This is a genomic window from Saccharopolyspora rectivirgula DSM 43747, assembly GCF_000497205.1.
Classification (GTDB): Bacteria; Actinomycetota; Actinomycetes; order Mycobacteriales; family Pseudonocardiaceae; genus Saccharopolyspora; species Saccharopolyspora rectivirgula.
In genome coordinates, this window is record NZ_AYJW01000016.1 from 23,614 (window position 1) to 42,601 (window position 18,988).

Consider the following 18,988-nt stretch of genomic DNA (forward strand, 5'->3'; position numbering starts at 1 on the left):
CTACTCCCCTCGCCAACCCCACCGGGTTACGGCAACGCGGTGCACGTCGTACCCGTCGGCCGGGTACGGGTAATCGACCTTGACCAGGCGTCCCCACTCGGGGTACTCGGGGCGGTCGGTCACCCCGGGAAGCCGAGTGGGGATGTCGGTTTGCTGCCCGGTTTCCACGACTCCGGCGAAACTGCCGCCGATGGAGCGGGTGTAGGCGGCGGTGCCGCCGAAACCGAGCGCCGGGGGTGAAGTCACCAGGTAGGCGGGAGGTTCCACCAAGCCGGAACCGACTCGCGGCATGTCCTGCAGGCACGGGGCCGACCAGGTCATCGACCAGTCGACCAGCACCGGGCCTTTCCCGCGCAGGTACTCGGCCAGCGGGACGGCTTCGCGCACGCGCGGAGCGGCCACCGCGACCCAACCGCCGGGGTCGGTGGTGGCGTCCACGGCGCGGATGCGCACCCGGTCCGTCCCGGGCGGGATTTCCCGCGCGGGAACCGGGAAGTCCCGCCACGCGGGGTTGTCCTGGGGCTCGTCCTCCACCACGTGGTCGGTGGGGTAGGCGGGGATCTCGTCCGGGTCCAGGTGGGTGTCGTCGAGCACGCGGGAGCCGATGACACCGGACGGTGAACCGTATTCCAGGACCACCTGGTTGCCGTCACCCGTGCGGCCGGCCGCGGGCACCGCGAGCTCCTGGTCGTCGGCCAGCGGAGGGAGCGCGAACCACCCGGTGGTGAGCCTTCCGGTCGACAGTGGACTCCCGGCCAGGCTGCCCCAGACGTGCTCGGTCCCGCCGGGCGGCGCCTCGGCGTAGCCGCCGCCCGCGTCGAAGCCGACGGCCTCGGCCGGCCCGTCCGGGCGCAGCACCCCTCCGGGCACGTCGGGAGTGACCACGACGTGGTCGGCGATTCCGCAGCTGCCCCGGCCGGACAGGGCGGCCAGGTTCTGCGCCGCGGTGGAGTAGCTGCCGGACTGGCGCAGCGGGGCGATGGCGAAGGAGAACAGCACCAGCAGCACGCCCGCCGCGACGGCCGCCGTGCCGACGACCGCCGGGGCCCGGACCAGAGCGCGCCGGAAGTCGCCCGCCGCGCTGGAAATCGCCAGCACCGCCCCGGTGGCGACCAGCCACAGCAGCGGGTTGTTCAGCGGCCGAACCGGTTGCTCGCCCCACGGCACCCCGTAGTGCGAGTGCAGGAACCAGTTGTTCTTGCCCGCGAACGACAACGCCGCCGCGAGCGCGGCCAGCACGGCGCTCACCGCGCCGCCGACCAGCACCACCCGGTCCGAGCGCAGCTGCCGGGCGGCCACCGCGACCAGCACCGCGCTCGTGACCAGCGTTGCCGCCCCGATCCCCGCCAGCGCGCCGAAGTAGTGCGTCCACTTCGACGGGGTGAGCGCCATCAGCAGCAGGCTGAGGCCGAACACCACCGGTGCCGCGTGGGCGTGCCCCGCGGTCAGCCGGTTCGCCCCGCGCAACAGGACCAGTCCGCAGTGGACGGCGAGCACGGCGGTCAGCAGCACCGGCAGGCGCCGGGCCACGTCCCCTTGCGAGTCGAAGCCGAGCAGGTACTGGTAGCGCAGGATCTCCTGGAACCACGGCACGTCCGGGCCGTAGTGCTCGTGCAGCCGGGTGGCCGCGGCGGTTCCGGCCAGCGACTGGTCGGCGAACATGGCGACCACCCCGGTGGCGCCGATCCCGGCCAGCAGAGCTGCCGTCGGGACGGACAGCATGCGGCGGATCGGCCCGGCCAGTGCGATGAACGGGGCGATCGCGGTGATGCCCATGGCGTTCACCGACACCGCCAACCCGGCGGCGAGCACGGCCACCCCCAGCCACGCGGTCCGCTGCTGCTGGACCGCCTGCAGCACCGCCGCGAACACCGCGGTCAACAGCAGCGCGGCGAACGGTTCCGGGCGCACCCCCAGACCGAACGGCAGCCACCAGGCGAGGAACGCCACGGCCGCCAGCGCCCGGAACCAGAATCGCCGGCTGTGCTCGGGCAGCAACGGCCCGAGAACCCCTCTGCTCAACACCAGCCAGGTCAGCAACCCGGCGAGCACGCTGGGAACGCGCAGCACCAACGGGTTGGCGCTGAGCGCCGCGACCGGCTCCAGCAGCCGCTGGGCCAGGGTGAACGGTGCTTCGGAGGCGTTCTCCCAGCGGTAGTAGTTGCCGACGTCCCCGGTGTGCAGCGCGTTGCGGATGGTCGTCCCGGCGAAGGAGTCGTCCGCGGTGACCGGGCCGAACACCCACCAGCCGCCGAGCACCGCCAGCAGCGCCACGTCGACCAGCAGGCGGAGCGGATGGCCGCGGGGACGGGCGGTCCGCCGGCGGCGTCGGCCGCGGTCCTGCGCCACCAGCAGCGCGAACGCCACCGCGGCCAGGACGAGTTGCGCGGTGATGAGCGAGCTCTTCGCGGTGGACGGGGAGTTCTCGAACCAGTTCGCCGTCCGCACCCGCACGTCGATCCCGGTGGCCTGCTGCGGGGTGAGGTCGGTCGCGAACACCACGACGTCCCGCACGCGTTCCCCCGGCAGCGCCACCCGGTGCGCGCCGACCTGGGCGGTGCTGCCGCTCCGATCGGCGTCGATGGTCACGTCGCAGTCCGGGCCGGCCGGCACCCGCAGGGCTTCCTTGCCGGCGAGCAGCACCAGCACGGTGTCCCCGGCGGTGGTGACGGCGAACCCGTTCGTCGGATGTCCGGGCAGGTTGCTGGACACCACGGTGGTGGGAACGCCGCGTTGTAAACCGGCCCGCACCACGGGGCACGGCACGTGGACGTGCACCTGGCTCGGGTGGTAGGGGACGAGGAACGCCAGCGTGCTCTCCGGGGGTTCGCCCTGCCGCGGCCAGGTGACGGTGACGTCGTCGGCGACCACCGGTGCGAACGGGACGAGCAACCCGGTCAGCAGGGCCAGCAGACCCACCGCGATCCCGGTGGGCCGCTGCCAGCGGCGGCGCGGTGCGGAAGCGGGCGGCGGGGCGGCCGCGGGTTCGACGAGCCCCGCCGAGGTGTGTCCGCTTCCGCCGTCCGGCACTGTCCCCCCTGGTTGACTCGAGCCCCTGATGTGCACCCAAGTTTCAGACAAACCAGGCGAACATGCAGATGAAGGACGCTTCCGGGGGGCTTCAGGTCCCGGGGAAGGGGTAACCGGGGTCGCCGGCGGCTCCACCGATCTGCTGACGGTGTTGCGTGGTCCGGTAGGCGTCGCGGGCGTGGTGGTAACTCACCGCGTACACCCGGCCCCACGGCACTCCGGGAGCGTCCCGCAGCCGGCTGGGAAGCTCGTAGCGGTGGGAGACCAGCGGCACACCGGCGAAGACCCCGCCGACGTTCGGGTCGAACGCCATGGACCGCTCCCCGGTCGGGGTGGTGACCAGCAGCAGCGGGCTCTGCGCCGTGCCGCCCGACACCCGCGGGTACTCGGTGCGGCAGGGGTAGAGGAAGCTCACCGGCCAGTCGATCAGCACCGGCCGCTGCCCGTCCAGCACCCGGGAGAGCGGCACGGCATCGCGCACCACCGGGGAACTGACCTCCAGGTACCCCTGCGGGTCGACGGTGTTGTCCGCGGCGCGCAGCCGCACCAGGTCGGCCCCCGCGGGGATCTGCGCGGCCGGCACGGTGAGCAGCCGCCAGTGCCCGAAGCTGCGCCAGCCCGGGTTCCGGCCGTGCTGCGGGTCGTCGTAGGGCAGGTCCACCGGCGGCGGGTCCCGCAGCTCCCGCGCCCCGACGAGGCGCACCGGGCCACCGCTGCCGGTGCCGAACTCGACGGTCAACCGGTTGCCGGGGGAGATCCGTCCGTTGACCCACACGGCCAGCAGCTGGGAGTCGCGCAGCCGCGGCAGCCCGAACCACTGGGTGGTCAGCGAACCGGTGGTCCCCGAACCGGTGGCCCGGCTCGTCCACACCTCTTCGGCGGCCCTGATCCCGCGCACCGCGCCGCCCGGTGGCCGCAGCGGTTGGCCCGGCCCGCTGCTGCGCAACTCCGGTTCCGCCGGCGGTCGGCCTCCCTCGGCGAACCCGTTGAGCTGCGCGGTCCCCTCGACCGGGCGCAGCTGGCTGGCCAGCGGCAGGACTTCCACCTCGTCCTCCAGCCCGCAGCCCTGCCCCCGGGCGGTGAGCCAGTTCGCCCGGGCCACCGAGAACCGGTCGCCCATGCGCAGCGGTGCGGCGCTGAACGAGCCGAGCAGCACCACGACCGAGGCCAGCGCGGCGGTGGCGAGCACCGCGGCCGGCGCTGACGTCCACACCAGACCCTCCGCCCCGGTCCGCTCGGACCGGTCGTGCCGGGTGGTGAGCAGGAGGACCGCCAGCGCGGTGACCGCGCCGATCCCCAGCCACAGCAGGGGTTTGTCCAGCGGCCGCACCGGGGTGTCCGACCACGGCATCGCGATGTCCGAGTGCAGCCACCAGCTGTTCGGGCCGGTGAACGCCAGGGCGGCGGCAACTGCCGCACCGCAACCGCCCACCACGCCCAGCACCCGCACCTGCTGCGGGGGCCTGGTCCGCCGACCGGCCCGCACCAGCAGCACGACGGTCACCGCCAGCAGAGCGGGACCGAGCCCGGCCAGCACCCCGAAGTGGTGCGTCCACTTCGACGGGCTCAGCCACAGCGCTGCGAACAGCGCGCCCGTGGCGCCGGCCAGCAACGGCACCCGCGGCATCCGGGCCCGGTGGTGCAGCTGCCGCAGCGCGCACGCGGTGGCCAGCGGCAGGGCGACGAGCACCAGCAGCACCGCGACCCGTTTGCCGGCCGACCCCCAAGAACCGGGGCCGAGCAGCGCCGCGTACCGGTTGACCTCCTGGTACCAGCCCAGGCTCGGGCCGAACTCGTGGTGGATCAGGCTGGCCTGCTTGACCCCGTTCCACGTGGAGTCGGCGAACATCGCCACCACGCCCACCGCGCCGGCGCAGCAGAGCAGCGCCACCCGCGCCGACACCACCAACCACTGCGCCGCCGGCCCCGGTCGGGACAGCAGGCGGACGATCCGGGGCGCGAAGACGCAGACGACGAGCGCCGCACCGACCCCGCTGGGCGTGATCGCCACGGTGAGCCCGGTGGCCACCGCCGCCACTCCCAACCACCACAGGTGCGCGCGGGACCGCTCGGCCTTCAGCAGCGCCGCGGTCACCGCCGCGGTGCCCAGGGCGACGAACGCCTCCGGGCGGATGCCCAGTCCGAACGGCAACCAGCAGGCCAGGAAGAACACCGCGGTGGTCGGGCGCAACACCCGGCGCCGCGCCCCGGGGCACAGCGGGCCCACGATGCCGCGGCTCACCAGCAGCCAGGTGCAGAAGCCGGCGAGCACGCTCGGCACGCGCAACCACGCGGGATCCAGGCCGCCCGCGGCCACCAGCCGCATCACGTGCTGGACCAGGGTGAACGGTGCTTCGGAGGCGTTGAACCAGCGGTAGTAGTTGCCGATGTCCCCGTCGGCGTCGTGGTTGCGGACGGTCATCATCGCGAAGCCGTCGTCATCGGTGAGCGGTCCGATGAACAACCAGCCCGCGAGCACCGCGGCCACCCCGGCATCGGTGACGCCCACCGCCGGACGGCGCAGCCGGCGGCGCCCCGCGGGGGCCAGGACCGCCAGCAGCACCAGCGACCCGGCGGCCGACACGGCAGCCACCGCGACGAGCACCGACTTGACCGCCGTGGGACTGGTGGCGAACCACGAATAGGTGCGGGCGGTCACCGCGATCCCCCCGGCCGCGAAGGGCGGCAGGTCGGTGGTGAAGACGAAGACCTCCGGGGGGAGCACCCCGGGCAGCTCGGTCCGATCCCCGTTGAAGGTGACCGCGGAACCCCGATCGCGGGAGACGACCTCCAGCCGGCAGTCCCCGGTCGGGGGCGGCAGTTCGAGCTGCCGCTGGCCGAGCACCAGCCGCAGGCCGCCTCCGGACGCGGTCAGCACCAGGCCGTCCCGGCCGCTCCTCGGCGGGACGGTGGCGAAGACGGTGGTGTTGCCGGGGCGGGCGAGCCCGGTCCGCAGGGGAGCGCAGTCGAACTCGGCCCGGAACTCGGCCGGTCGGTACGGGGCGAAGAACGCGGTGGTGGACACCGGTTGCTCCGCCGGCCAGTGCACGGTGGTCCGCTGCACCCACACCGGGGCCAGGGGGAGGAGCAGCGCGCACACCAGACCGCCGAGCCCGAGGAGCAGGGCGAAGAGGTGCAGCGACCGCCAGCCAGCTCCGCTGGGTCCCCGGTGCTGTTCCAGTGAGCGTCGCGGCCCGGCCGGCAGATCCAGCTGGGTCGAGCTGCGCAAGGGACCTCACCCGCACTTTTGGTGATCAGCCGTGGTGTTGTGGTCATCCTCGCCAATCCGGCGGGACCGCGTCGGGTGGAGCGGGCTATTTCGCTCGCCAGGTTGACGCCGCGAACGCGTTCCACGACGCCGGCAACTCCTCCGGCGGGGTTGAGCGTGGTTTGCAGAGACGACCACCGGTGGGGTGTTCGGGCAGTCTGGGGGTCTGGCCGGGCGTCTTCCGGGGGAACCGGAGGAGGTCCCGGGTGCTGCGGGGACCCGCAACACCCGGGACCGCGTCACCACCGGTGGTGACGGTGGACCCGCGGGCCCCCAGGGTTTCGACGGCGGGCTGGGGACCCGCGGGGTGTGCCGGACCGCGCCGAACCCCACTTCGGCGCAGTCGGTTCCCGCAACGCGCGTGTTCCGGGAATGCGGCGGAATGGTGACTCCGCCATTCCTAGATCGCCGATCGGGCGGAGAAAGTTGCCCGTTGTTACCTATTTGAGGCCTTTTTCTCCTCCTGCTCCTCTTCCGGCTGGGTACCGGCGTTGCGAGCGATGTCGGGGTAGTCGTTGTTGGCCAGCGAGGGCAGCCGCGTCCAACCCCAGCGGACCTGCTGGTCCACCTCCAGGTCGAACTGCCCGGTCGGGTACGGGTAGCGCACCTCGAAGACGTGCCCCCACGGCAGTCGAGGCGGACCGCCCGGGAGTTCGGCGGCCAGCTTGGTCTGCGTCCACACCCGGGAGGTCTCCACCCAGGCGCCGCCCCACTCCAAGTAGGAGATGTTGTCCAGCCACTCCGGCGGCAGCGCCTCGTCCGTGGTCAAGCGCACCTGGGGCGCGTCGGTGATGCCGTTGCTGATGCCCACCTGGTCCACGCACGGCCACAGCGGGGCGGCGATGTGGTTGGCCAGCACCGGCCGGCCCCGGGTGACCTCGCTGACCGGGCGGGCCTCGGTGACCTTCGGCTCGGCCACCGCCAGCCACGAATCCGCCCCGGTCACCTGGTCCACCGCCACCACCCGGACCGCTTCGGCCCGCGGCGGCACCGGCACCGCGACCTGCTGCCACTCGTGCAGGGTCGGCCGCCGCAGGTCGGGCTGCAGCGGGCGGCGCACCACCCCGTCGGCGGTGCGGAACTCCACGGTCAACCGCTGGCCCTCGAGCCGCCCGGCCACCGGCACGGTGACGTGGGTGCCCTCGCCCATCGGGTACCAGCCGGTGACCAGTCGACCGACCCCCGGTGTCGTGCCGTCCGGCCGGTGGTCGTGCCAGATCGTCACCGGTTCTCCCCACGGGGAGGTCCGCAGCGGCGGGGGACCTTCCTGGAAGTCCCCGGACAACTCGGCCGGACCAGGAGCGCCCAGCTCACCGGACGGGAGCTGCACCCGGACGTCGCTGGCCAACCCGCACCCGTCCCCGAACAGCGTCTGGAACCCGGAGCGGGCCACCGTCCACCCGGGAGCCTGCGCGATCGGCGCGTAGGCGAACAGGCCCAGCATCAGCAGCACCGCGGTGGCCGAAGCGCTCACCAGCACCGCCCGGTCCGGCCCCAGGCGGCTCAGCTTCCCGCGCCGCCGCAACCACCCGGCCACCAGCCACGCGGCCACCGCGACACCGATCCACAGCAGCGGGTTGCGCAGGTACAGCGGGCCGAAGTGCGGCTCCAAGTCGTTGGTCTGCGGATCCGGGTCGAGGTGGTTCCCGAACCGCTGCCCGGCATCGCTGAACGGGACCCACCAGTTGTTCCCCGCGAAGCTCAACGACACCGCACCGACCAGCAGCAGCACGCTGGCCCCCAGCACCACCGGTCCGGACCGCCTGGGCAGCGGGGAGCGCAGCAGCGCTGCGGCCAGCAGCACCGTCGGTGCGGCCGCGACCGCGTGGAAGTGGTTGACCCACTTGGTGGGGCTGAAGGAGATCAGGGCCAAGGCGATCGCGGTGGTGATCGAACTGACGATCAGCAACCGGCGCACCGGGTCCCGTCCCATGCCGCCCCGTCCGCTGGCGATGGCCACCACGGCGACCACGGCCAAGGTCAGCAGCACCGGCAGGCGCCGCGCCCACCCGGCGGTGTTCAGCAGCGTGTTGTAGTGCGCGAACTCCTCGTACCAGGCGAACGACAGGTAGTACCACTTGTGCACTTCCGCGGCTTCGACGACGTCGCCCAGCGTGGCGTCGGCGAAGCCGACCGGCACCACCACCGTGGTCGCCGCGGCGCCGAGCAGCACCGCCGAGATCCGGGCCCGCCACGGTTGGCGGCGCAGCCACTCCAGCAGCCACGGCAGGCACAGCACCAGCGGGGCCGCCGCCACCAGCCCGGACGGCGAGGCGGTCATGGCCAGCGCGGTGCACAGCGCAGCCACCGCCAGCGCCCCGACGGAGCGGCGCAGGATGGCCAGTTCCGCGAACACCAGGGTGGCCGCCGCGCACAGCACGATCACCGGCTCCGGCCGCAGCGTGGTGCCGTACGGCAAGTACCACACCAGGTGGGCGATCAGCAGCGCCCACGGCACGGCGCGCAGCTTCGCCGCCCGCCCCAGCAGCGTGGCCAGCAGGATCCGCAGCAGCACCCAGGTGGCCAACCCGCACAAGGTCGGCACCAGCCGCATCCACCACAGCGACCAGCCGCCGAGCTGCCCCCACGCCTGCAGCAAGTACTGGCTGAGCACGAAGGGGTTCTCGGTGACGTTGAACATGTAGACGAAGTTGCCGATGTAGCCGCTGGACTCGCTGGCGTTGCGCGCCATCTGCATGTACCAGCCGTCGTCCATGTTGGCCGGTCCGAGGAACACCCAAGCGCCGGTGATGAGCACCAGCACCGCATCGGCCGCGCAGAAGCGGGGAACGGTCAGCCGCGCGCTCTCCCGGCCGCGCCAGTGCCGCCAGCCCCACACCACCACGACGACCAAGCAGCAGGCGTGCGCCAGCAGCAGCACCGTCTTCAGCAGGGTGGGGCTGGATTCGTAGCGGGCGTCGGTGCGCAGGGAAACCCGCAGTCCCGCCAGCGAATCGGCGTCGGTGACCAATTCGGACACCTGAGGGGGCAGCAGGTCCGGTCGGTTCGCCACCAGGGCGCCGTCCCGGAAGACGCGCACCCCGTCCGCATCGGCCTCCACCCGGTAACCGCAGTTGCTCCGGAGGTCGTCGACCAGCACCTCGGTCCCGTCCACCCAGAACCGCACCTGGCCCGCGCCGGAGGTGATGTTCAACCCCGGACCGCCGGGGGAGTGCGTGCGCAGCGCGGTTCCGGGGGAAACCGCGTGCAGCGTCCCGCAGTCCACCGTCGCGGAGAACTCCAGTGGGCGGTAGGGGGACAACGGCAGCACCGTGGCCCGGGTGGGCGAATCGGCCTTCGGCCAGGTCACCACCGGGTCCTTGACCGTGACCGGGGCGAGCACCGCGAGCACGCCCAGCAGCAACGTCAGTCCAGCCAGGACTGGAAGACCGATCGGCACGGCAGCGCGCCGCGGCGGGACGTACACGGAGGGCTGCGACAGCGGCCGGCCAGGGGGTGAAAGGACTCCCATACCCTATTGATCTGCGCAATAGCCCATCGGATTTACCCGCGGCGCATCTCAATATCGTCACAACGGCCAGGTTCACCCGATAGAGCAAGAAAAACGGGCCCGTCGGAGGGAACCGACGGGCCCGCGCGAAGACCAGCTGATCAGAACGGCAGCCGGCGGAAGATCACCCGAGGCAGGTGCCGCAGCACCGTCATCACCCAGCGCATCTGGGCCGGAGCCCAGACCTGCTCCTTGCCCTTGCGGACCGCGTCGGTGATGACATCGGCGACCTGGTCCGGGGTCTGCGCCATCGGGGCCGGCTTCATGCCTTCGGTCAGCTTGGTGTGCACGAAGTTCGGCCGAACCACGGTGACCTTCACGCCGGAGCCGCTGAGGGCATAGGTCAGTCCGGTGTAGAAGGAGTCCAGCCCGGCCTTGGACGAGCCGTAGACGAAGTTCGACCGGCGAGCCCGTTCCGCCGCCGGCGACGACATCACGACCAGGTGGCCGTGGCCCTGCTTGCGCAGCTTCTCCGCCAACCGCACGCCCAAGGTCACCGGGGCCACGTAGTTGACCTCGGCGATCTCCCGCGCGGTCTCCACATCGGTCCAGGCCTTCTCGTTGTCGCCCTGCACCCCGAAGGCGACCAGGGTGACGTCGATGTCGCCCTCGGCGAAGGCCTTCTCGATGACCTCGTCGTGGGTTTCCGCCTTGCGCGCGTCGAACGGCACGGTCACCACCGTGCTTCCGGTCTTGCGCAGCCGCTCAGCGGCCGCCTCCAACCGCTCCGACGGGCGGGCGGCCAGGACGATCCGCATCGGACGGTTGCTGGCGTACTTCTCGGCGACGGCCAGCGCGATGTCGGACGTGCCGCCGAGCACCAGCAGCGACTGGGGGTTTCCAACGGCGTCGATCACAGCTCAAGCCTCCGGCTCATGTCCGAGACGAAAATGCCTTCAGGGTCTACGGTCTGGCGGATCTTCCGGAATTCCTTCGCCCGCGGGTACATCTTGTGGAAGGTCTCCGCCGTGGTCCGCGAGTCCTTCGCGGTGTACAGCCGCCCGCCGAACGACAGGACGTCCTCGTCCAGCTCGTTGCAGAACCGGCCCAGCCCGTCCACGATCGGGAAGTCCAAGCACACCAGCCAACCCGGGTGCGGGTAGGACAGCGGCGCCCGGTTGCCCTCGCCCATCTTCTTGATGACGTTGAGGAACGAGACGTGGCCGGAGTGCGCGATCTTCTTGATGATCTTCTTGAGCTCGTCCTCCTTGCCGTACGGCACGGAGAACTGGTACTGCAGGAAGCCCTGCGAACCGTACGCCCGGTTCCACTCGCCGATCAGGTCGAGCGGGTGGTAGAAGGCGGTGAGGTTCTGGATCAGGCCCCGGCCGCGCTTCGGCGTCTTCCGGTAGTACAGCTCGCCGATCATGCTGAACGTCAGCTTGTTGCCCAGCCGCGGTGGGAACACGTCGGGCAGCGTCAGCAGCTGCGGCGCGTCGAACTTCAGCGGGTTCGCGCGCAGCTTCGGCGGCAGCTGGTCCAGGGTGGCCAGCGAGCCCCGGCCGAACGCGGCCCGACCCAGCTTCGGTCCGGTGGAGATCGAGTCGAACCACGCCGAGGAGTAGGTGTACTTGTCGTCGGAGCCGTCGTTGAACAGCTCGATCGTCTCGTCGAGGTTGTTGGTCCGGTCGACGTCGGCGATGAAGTAAGCCGTTTCCGTCCGGGTCATCCGGATCTTCGCCCGGAGGATGATGCCGGTCAGGCCGATGCCCGCGACGGTGGCCCAGAACAGCTCGGACTCCTCGCCGTCCGGGGTGAGGGTGCGGACCTGGCCGTCGGCGGTGAGCAGGTCCATCGACAGCACGTGGTTGCCGAAGCTGCCCGCGCTGTGGTGGTTCTTGCCGTGGATGTCGTTGGCGATCGCGCCGCCGATGGTCACCTGGCGGGTGCCCGGCAGCACCGGAACCCACAGGCCGTACGGCAGGGCCGCCTTCATCAGCTGGTCCAGGCTGACCCCGGCGTCGACGTCCACCACCGCGTTGTCCGGGTCGATCTCGTGGATCCGGTTCAACGCGGTCATGTCGATCACGGTGCCGCCAGCGTTCTGCGCCGGGTCGCCGTAGCTGCGGCCCAATCCGCGAGCGATCACGCCGCGCTCGTCCGCCTCGCGCACAGCGCGCACGATGTCGTCGATGTCGTTGGTTCGCAGCACTCGGGCCTGGGTGGGCGCAGTTCGGCCCCAGCCGACGAGTGTTCGGGTTTCAAGCGTGGCCGTCACAGGTTTAGCCTCCGGGCCATATCGGAACGGAAAATCCCTTCTGGGTCGACGGGAGCGCGGACCTCGCGCCACTCGTCGATTCGCGGACACATCTGCTCGATTGCTTCGGGGGTGGTGCGGGACTCCTCGACGTGGGGGAGCCGTCCCCGGCGTCCAGCACCGTCGCGTCCAGTCCACGGCGCGACCGGCCCAGCCCCGGGCCGTCCGGGAAGTCCACCGCAGGAGTCCAGCCCCGGTGGGGGGAACGCCATCGGTCCCGGGCACTTCTTCCGAACGTTGTGAACACGTCCAGGGACGAAACGTGACCGGACGCGCTGATTTTATCCACCGGGCGGCGGGCCCCATCCTGCCGGCCGAGCGGAACAACGGCTTGTCGCTGTGGGGAACCGCTCAATCCGCGCACCCGGTTCCGAACGGTTGATCGGGGCGGGAAGCGGAAGAACCGGGTGTTCCGCGGCATACCGGACTTCGCGGGTGCTGCGCACCGCGGCAGCTCGTCGAACGCGGTGCGCGGGAACTCGTCGTCCAGTCCGCTGGGGCGGACTGGCGAGGTGGCGGACGACCGCGAGCCGCGCCCCGCTCCTCGGGCGGCGGGCCCGCGGTGACCGGCCCGGCAGGCCACCAGGACTGCTCGTGCACCGTCCCGGGTGGCGGCCGCGCGGGCTCCGCTCGGGGCGGGACGTCCCCGCCCGGTGAGCGTTCGAAGCCGGTCCTCCGCCGATTCCACCCAGCCGAGTCTATCCACGACAGGGCGTGACCCCCGGTCGGGGAGAACTGGCCAGTGCAGACGAGCTCCGTTGTCCGGCTACACTCGCCACACGAGTTCTTCCACCGGTTCTGTAGTCGATTCCAGCGGGGTGTCGCGGTGGCTGTGGCCGAATCCGCTGCCAAATCAGATCAAAAGCAGCTCGGCGTGTTCCACCAGCTGCTGCGGTTCATCATCATCGGTGGTGGCTGCGCCGTCATCGACTTCGGCACGTACTCGCTGCTGCTGGGCGTGCTGGGTTGGCCGGTGTGGCTGTCCAAGTCGATCTCGTTCATCCTCGGCACGACCGCCTCGTACCTGATCAACCGCCGCTTCACCTTCCACGGCGCCAACACCGGCAACACCAAGGCCAAGGCCGGTGCTTTCGCCGTGCTCTACACCATCACGTTCTTCGTGAACATGGGCTCCAACCAGCTGCTGTGCGTGCTGTTCAACGCCACGGAGCCCTGGCAGTTCACCCTGTTCTGGGTCATCTCCCAAGGATTGGGCACCCTGATCAACTTCATCATGTTGAAGGTGCTGGTCTTCCGCGAGTGAGCGCGCTCGCCACCCGGTCCCGCCCGGGCGGGCGGGACCGCGGCAGCAGCTCCCTCAACCGCTGAACCCGGTGCCGCGGGAAGGCGCCCCGTAGGCGTGGGTGTCGGAACGGGTCTGCTCGATGTGCGCGGTCGCCACGTGCGCGAAGTTGACGAAGAAATGACCGCCGTCAGCGGTCGCGACCGCCTTGGCCACCCCGCTCCCCAGCAGCTCGGTGAGTGACTCCCGCAGCGCTTCCGCTTCCTGCGGGGCGAGGGCGACGTGCAGTGGGTGGCTGGTTCCGGTGATGTGCAGGACCAGCGCTGGTCGTGGTTCGCTCATGTCCCCAGGCCACCACGCGGTGCCCGGCGGCAACAGCGCGGTTCGCTCTCGGGGAACGCCCGGCGCGCCGATTCCCCGGGGATTCCTCCGACAGCAGAAGGCCGGAGGCCCGTTCACCGGGACCTCCGGCCTCCTCGCGCCCAGGTCACTCCTGGGTGTCGTCCGCTTCGTCCTCGCCGTCCTCGAACGCCTCGAACGGGACGATGTCGTTGCGGTCGTTCGAGCTCGGCACGTCACCGGGCAGCTGGACGGTCTTGGTCAGCGGGCCCGGGCTCCACGTGCCCCAGTGCGTCTCGGTGTGCACCTCCATCGCCGACTGCGCGGGCAGCGCATCCGGCTCGTACGGGTCCACCGCGTACAGCGAGCCCCAGTCCCGGTGGATGTTGTTGCGCAAGTACGTGGGCAGCTCGCGCATGCTCGTCGCCACGTTCATCCACCCGAACGGCCCGCCGGCGTCCGGCGACGACCAGCCCTGGCCGACGTCGCGGACCTCGGCCCCGGCGGCGACCCGGAACTTCGGGATCTCGGCGATGCCGTTGTGGATGCCCGGGATCTGCAGGCACGGGTGCACCAGCGCCGCCGTCCACTCCACGAACGTGGACTGGTCGCCGACGAATTCGGTCATGTTGACCAGCTGCGGCGCCCGCGGGGCGCTCACCGCCAGCCAGCCGTGCGGCCCGAGCGAGTTGTCGGTGGCCACGATCCGCATCTTGGTGGCGCCTTCGGCCTTGCCGGAGATCGTGTACCGGTAGTCGCGCCACCGCGGCGCCGGCCCCTGGACCACGTACCGGCGCTCCATGATCTGGAAGCCCTGCTCGGTGTCCCGACCGAACTCGAGGGCGATCGAGTTCGCCCCGAGCTCCGCGCCGGCCAGCGAGATCACCACGGGGACCTCCCCGGTGGCGGCCCGCTCCGGCAGGTCGTACCACTGGGTGCGCAGCTCGCCGGTGCCGACGCCGGCCGAGTCGTAGCTGCCCCACACCGGCGCGTTGTCCCCGCCGAACTGGTGCGGCGGGTCCCAGTCGGGCTCCTGCGGGTCGGTGCCGTCGCCCGGGGGCAGGCCCGGCCGGTTGAAGCCCTCCATCTTGGCCTCGAGGTACTGGTTGGCGTCCTCCTTGCCGGCCAGCCGCTTGGGCGGCACCCCGATGTCCGGGTCTTCGGACGGGGCGGCCACCGTCGGCTGCTCGGACGACACCTGCAGCATCCCGGCCTGGGGGTTGGTCTCGACGTAGATGTAGTCGGACAGCCCACAGCTCTGCGCGGCCAGCTGCCGGACGTTGTCGTAGCCGAAGCTGAAGCTGCCCCACTGCTTCTGCACGACCTTGCCGAAGTTGGCCAGCTCGAACACCACCAGCAGGGCGCAGATGATCGAGAGCGGGGCGGTGCCCAGGCGCAGCGCCCGGCTGCCCTTCTCCTCGCCGCGGAAGCTCTCGTTCACCACCTTCGGGTTGTGCTCGTCGAGCCGCAGGTGCTCGATGAGCGCCACGATCAGCGAGATGGCGGCGATGACCAGCAGGATCGTGCTGAGGTGGTAGCCCTTCAGCTGCGGCGGCTTGTCGAACCACGGCACGCCCCAGCTGGAGACGTACCACCACGCGTTCGGGCCGGTCGCCGCGAACGCCAGGATCGCCATCAGGCCGGCGAAGAACGCCGCCCGGTTCCGGCGGGACCGCAGCACCGTGGAGCTGGTGGCCAGCGCGGTCAAGGCGGCCAGCGCACCGCCGACCGCGGCGAAGATGCCGAAGTGGTGCGACCACTTGGTCGGGGTCATCATCAGCACCAGGAACGACATCCCGGCCACCGCCAGCAGCCGGCGGCTCGGGCCGAGCGCCGCACCGCGGATCCGGCCGCGCCGCAGCAGCACCACACCGCAGGTGATCAGGCACAGGATGACCAGCATCACCGGGAACCGGCGGGTCATCGAGCCGTCCGGGGTGGGGCTGAACAGCAGGTCGTAGCGGCTCAGCTCCTCGTACCAGCTCTGGCTGGGGCCCAGGTCGGTGCGCAGCTCGGTGGCGTCCAGCACCGACTGCATGGTCTGGTCGGAGAAGACCAGGGTCAGGATGACGAATCCGGAGGAGGCGATCGGGGCCAGCACCGGCAGCCAGCCGAACTCCTGCGCCCGCTTGCGCACCAGCTGGAACAGCGGCTTGAACGCGGCGATGAACGGCAGCACCGAGACCAGCCCGTGCGGGTTGGCGCCCACCGACAGCGCGGCGCCGACCAGGCCCAGCGCCGCCGGCATCAGCCGCCCGGTGGCCACCGCGCGCTCCACCGCGCACAGCGCCAGCAGCGAGAACAGCACCACGACCGGCTCGGGGCGCAGGCCGTTGTTGTAGGGCAGCCAGAAGGCCAGGAACACGGCCGCGGCGGCCCAGCCGGCGGCGTTGCTGCGCCGCACCTGCTGGCCCAGGCGGGGCAGCACCTCGCGGCTGATCAGCATCCAGCTGACGATGCCCATCAGCAGGGCGGGCAGCCGCACCCACGGGGTGGCGGTGGAGATCTGCACCCACAGCGAGTACAGCTCGTAGAACCAGCCGAAGGGGGCTTCGGGGACCGCGAACCAGCGGTAGTAGTTGCTGACGTAGCCGACGTCCTCCCGGGCGCGGGCGATGGTCAGGATGTACCCGTCGTCCGAGGTCATCGCGCCGATGATCCACCAGAGCACCAGGGCGCTGATGACCGAGACGTCGCGGAAGGTGGGCTTCCACCACTTCGGCGGCACCAGCCGCGGCGGACGCCGCCCGGCCCGCATGTCCAGCCGCCGCAGGCACACCACCGAGCCGATGAAGCAGGCGACCGCGAGCGCGATCACGACCAGCTTCAGGGTGGTCGGGTAGCTCTCGTAGCGGTTGTCCACCCGCGCCTCGAAGGACAGCCCGGAGATCGGGTCGGTCGCCTCGTCCAGGTCCGAGTAGATGCCCGTCACCTGCGGACGGCGGTCACCGGCCAGGTTGGCGATCGACTCCTCGCCGATGCTGGCGGTGGTGCGGTGCCCGTCCGAGTGGACCGAGATCGAGCAGTCCCCGTCCGGCAGCGGCATGCTGCCCACCTGCTGGCCCTTGATGAGGACGGTCAGGTTGCCGTTGTGCACCTGCAGGATCAGGCCGGTCAGGTTCCCGTAGTCCGACGAAGGCGGGTTGGTGCTCAGCAACACACCAGGGCCGTCGCTGCGGGCGTCCAAGCTGCGGGCGGACTCGCACGGCACCTCGGCGTTCAACCACACCGGCGAGTAGCTGACCAGCGGCGCGGAAACCGACTGGGTGCCTTGCGCGGTCGGCCACCGCAGCGTGGTGATGTCGTAGTTGACCGGTAAGAAAGGAACCGCCAGGGCGAGCACCGTGCCGATGACACCGAACAGCGACGCGAAGAACTTCAGCCGGCTCGCCGACGGTCGCCGGGTTGCTGAGGTGCCCGCCGCAGGATCATCCGTTCGGCGGGGGTCTTCCTGACCCTTGAGCACGCAGGAAGAATAGTAGTCGCGGAACCGACCGGTTTAACGGCATTCCGGCGTGGTGTGAACTGTCGCGCACGCCGGTGCCGTGAGCTGCGGATCTCAGATTTTTCTCAGAAAACTCTAAGGTTGTCGTAACCGGACGGTCAACGGCGGAAGAAGCGCTCCCGTTGTCCTTGGCGCAACAACCGCAGCCACTGCCGGAACGCCTTCGGGTCCTTCCGCTGCCACACGAAGTACAGTCCGAACCGGACCACTTCCAGCGCGCCGATCCGGCGCATCCCCGGCTGGGACAGCAAGTAGCCGCGGTTGCGGTAGGTGTAGTACCGCTTGACCTCGTCCGACGGGTCCTGCGCGTGGAACCGGCCGCCGAGCATCGGCTTGAACTCCTCCGACCCGTCCGGGTGCAGGAACCGGGTGCGCAGCGAGGTGCCGAACGGCAGCCCGGAGCGCACCAGCCGGCGGTGCAGCTCCACCTCGTCGCCCCGGAAGAACAGCCGGTAGTCCGGGACCCCGATCACGTCCAGAGTGGCCGCGCGGAACAGCGCACCGTTGAAGAACGACGCGATCCCCGGCAGGAAGTCGGTGCTGCCCAGTTCGCTGACCCGGCGCTTCCACTCCAGACCCCGGCGCAGCGGGAAGGCCAGCTTCTCCGGGGTGTCGATGTTGACCACCACCGGGGACACCGCGGCGAGCTTCTTCCGCTCGGCCACCGAGAGCAGCGTCTCCAGCGCGTGCTCGTCGGCCGGGCGGCCGTCGTCGTCGCCCAGCCACACCCACTCGGCGCCCAGGGCGAGGGCGTGCAGCATGCCGAGGGCGAACCCGCCGGCCCCGCCGAGGTTGCGGCGGGACAGCAGGTAGGTGGAGGGGATCGGGCAATCCGCCACCACGTCCTCGGCCGGCTGTTCCACCCCGTTGTCCACGACCACCAGGTGGTCCGGCAGGCGGGTTTGGCTTGCGATGACCTTCAACGACTCGGCCAGCAGCTCCCGGCGGTTTCTGGTGACGATCACCGCGACGACGGAACCGTTCGGCAGCTGCTGTGCGGAGCCAGTGCTCATGAGGTCTCCCTACCCCTGTTCCACGCCCGCGGACTCGCCGATCCGGGCCTGTGCTTCCTCGCTCAAGTTCTCGAATGGGTCGTAGCCCTTGTAGTGGGTCAAGACTTCGCGCAGCGACCCCTGCTCCCGGATGCCGCCCTTCTCCAGCCACAGGGCGGTGTTGCACAGCTCCATCAGGAACTCGTCGGAGTGCGACGCGAACACCAGGATCCCGGACCGGCGGACGAGGTCGTGCAGCCGACCGCGGGCCTTCTCCAGGAAGCTCGCGTCGACCGCGCCGATGCCCTCGTCCAGGATCAGGATCTCCGGGTCGATCGAGGTGACCACGCCCAGCGCCAGCCGCACCCGCATGCCGGTCGAGTAGGTGCGCAGCGGCATCTGCAGGTAATCGCCGAGCTCGGTGAAGTCGGCGATCTCGTCGACCCGCTTCTCCATCTGCTTGCGGCTCATCCCGAGGAACAAGCCGCGGATGATGATGTTCTCGTAGCCGGAGATCTCCGGGTCCATGCCCACGCCCAGGTCGAACACCGGGGCCACCTTGCCGATCACCTGGGCGCTGCCCCGGGTCGGCTCGTAGATGCCCGCCAGCAGCCGCAGCAGGGTGGACTTGCCGGCCCCGTTGTGGCCGACCAGGGCCACCCGGTCGCCGTGCCGGAGCGACAGGTTGATGTCGTGCAGCGCCTCGATGACCGGCACCTTGCTCTCGGTGCCGATCCGACCGCCGGCCTTGCCGAGCACGGACTTCTTCAGCGAACGGGACTTCGCGTCGAAGATCGGGAAGTCAACCGCTGCGTTCCAGACGTCGATGCTGACCACAGTTCT

The 18,988-nt window shown here is 71.0% G+C and carries 10 protein-coding genes; 1 reads left to right on the forward strand and 9 read right to left on the reverse strand.

The features are described 5' to 3' along the window. The 5 genes from SREC43747_RS0106690 to dprE1 form a co-directional block, all read right to left on the reverse strand. Window positions 1-3,030 carry an arabinosyltransferase domain-containing protein gene (locus SREC43747_RS0106690; protein WP_081722447.1) on the reverse strand — a complete coding sequence of 1,010 codons (3,030 nt, stop codon included), beginning with the start codon at window positions 3,028-3,030 and terminating at the stop codon, window positions 1-3. 91 nt (window positions 3,031-3,121) lie between these two features. Further along, a complete protein-coding gene (locus SREC43747_RS0106695; RefSeq protein ID WP_029720383.1) occupies window positions 3,122-6,259 on the reverse strand; it encodes an arabinosyltransferase domain-containing protein in 3,138 nt (1,045 codons plus the stop codon). A 475-nt stretch (window positions 6,260-6,734) separates the two neighbouring features. Next, window positions 6,735-9,770, reverse strand: coding sequence for an arabinosyltransferase domain-containing protein (locus SREC43747_RS0106700; RefSeq protein WP_037331489.1), 3,036 nt, complete (start codon window positions 9,768-9,770; stop codon window positions 6,735-6,737). A gap of 140 nt (window positions 9,771-9,910) precedes the next feature. Then, entirely contained in the window at window positions 9,911-10,666 is a 756-nt protein-coding gene (dprE2, locus tag SREC43747_RS0106705) for a decaprenylphospho-beta-D-erythro-pentofuranosid-2-ulose 2-reductase (RefSeq protein ID WP_029720385.1), read from the reverse strand. After that, the gene (gene dprE1, locus SREC43747_RS0106710; RefSeq protein ID WP_029720386.1) at window positions 10,663-12,027 is read right to left on the reverse strand and encodes a decaprenylphosphoryl-beta-D-ribose oxidase; all 1,365 of its coding nucleotides are present in this window, start codon (window positions 12,025-12,027) and stop codon (window positions 10,663-10,665) included. Before dprE1 ends, dprE2 begins: the two co-directional genes overlap by 4 nt. 865 nt (window positions 12,028-12,892) lie before the next feature. On the opposite strand from dprE1, the gene SREC43747_RS0106715 reads away from it, so the two are divergent. Further along, window positions 12,893-13,330: a GtrA family protein gene (locus tag SREC43747_RS0106715; protein ID WP_029720387.1), complete on the forward strand. Its 438-nt coding sequence runs from the start codon at window positions 12,893-12,895 to the stop codon at window positions 13,328-13,330. A gap of 54 nt (window positions 13,331-13,384) precedes the next feature. On the opposite strand, the gene SREC43747_RS0106720 is transcribed toward SREC43747_RS0106715, so the two are convergent. From SREC43747_RS0106720 to wzt, 4 genes are all read right to left on the reverse strand, one after another. Then, window positions 13,385-13,651, reverse strand: coding sequence for a hypothetical protein (locus tag SREC43747_RS0106720; RefSeq protein ID WP_029720388.1), 267 nt, complete (start codon window positions 13,649-13,651; stop codon window positions 13,385-13,387). A 145-nt stretch (window positions 13,652-13,796) separates the two neighbouring features. Continuing rightward, window positions 13,797-17,114 (reverse strand): arabinosyltransferase domain-containing protein, encoded by a 3,318-nt coding sequence (locus SREC43747_RS0106725; protein ID WP_029720389.1) that lies wholly within the window; start codon window positions 17,112-17,114, stop codon window positions 13,797-13,799. A gap of 137 nt (window positions 17,115-17,251) precedes the next feature. Beyond that, window positions 17,252-18,166, reverse strand: coding sequence for a galactofuranosyltransferase GlfT1 (gene glfT1, locus SREC43747_RS0106730; protein WP_029720390.1), 915 nt, complete (start codon window positions 18,164-18,166; stop codon window positions 17,252-17,254). Between the two features lie 9 nt (window positions 18,167-18,175). After that, entirely contained in the window at window positions 18,176-18,982 is an 807-nt protein-coding gene (gene wzt, locus SREC43747_RS0106735; RefSeq protein ID WP_029720391.1) for a galactan export ABC transporter ATP-binding subunit Wzt/RfbE, read from the reverse strand. Window positions 18,983-18,988: the final 6 nt, after the last annotated feature.

Coding starts and splice junctions, on each gene's coding strand:
- SREC43747_RS0106700 (WP_037331489.1), bottom strand. CDS start 9,770: ATGGGAGTCCTTTCACCCCCTGGCCGGCCGCTGTCGCAGCCCTCCGTG.
- SREC43747_RS0106720 (WP_029720388.1), bottom strand. CDS start 13,651: ATGAGCGAACCACGACCAGCGCTGGTCCTGCACATCACCGGAACCAGC.
- glfT1 (WP_029720390.1), bottom strand. CDS start 18,166: ATGAGCACTGGCTCCGCACAGCAGCTGCCGAACGGTTCCGTCGTCGCG.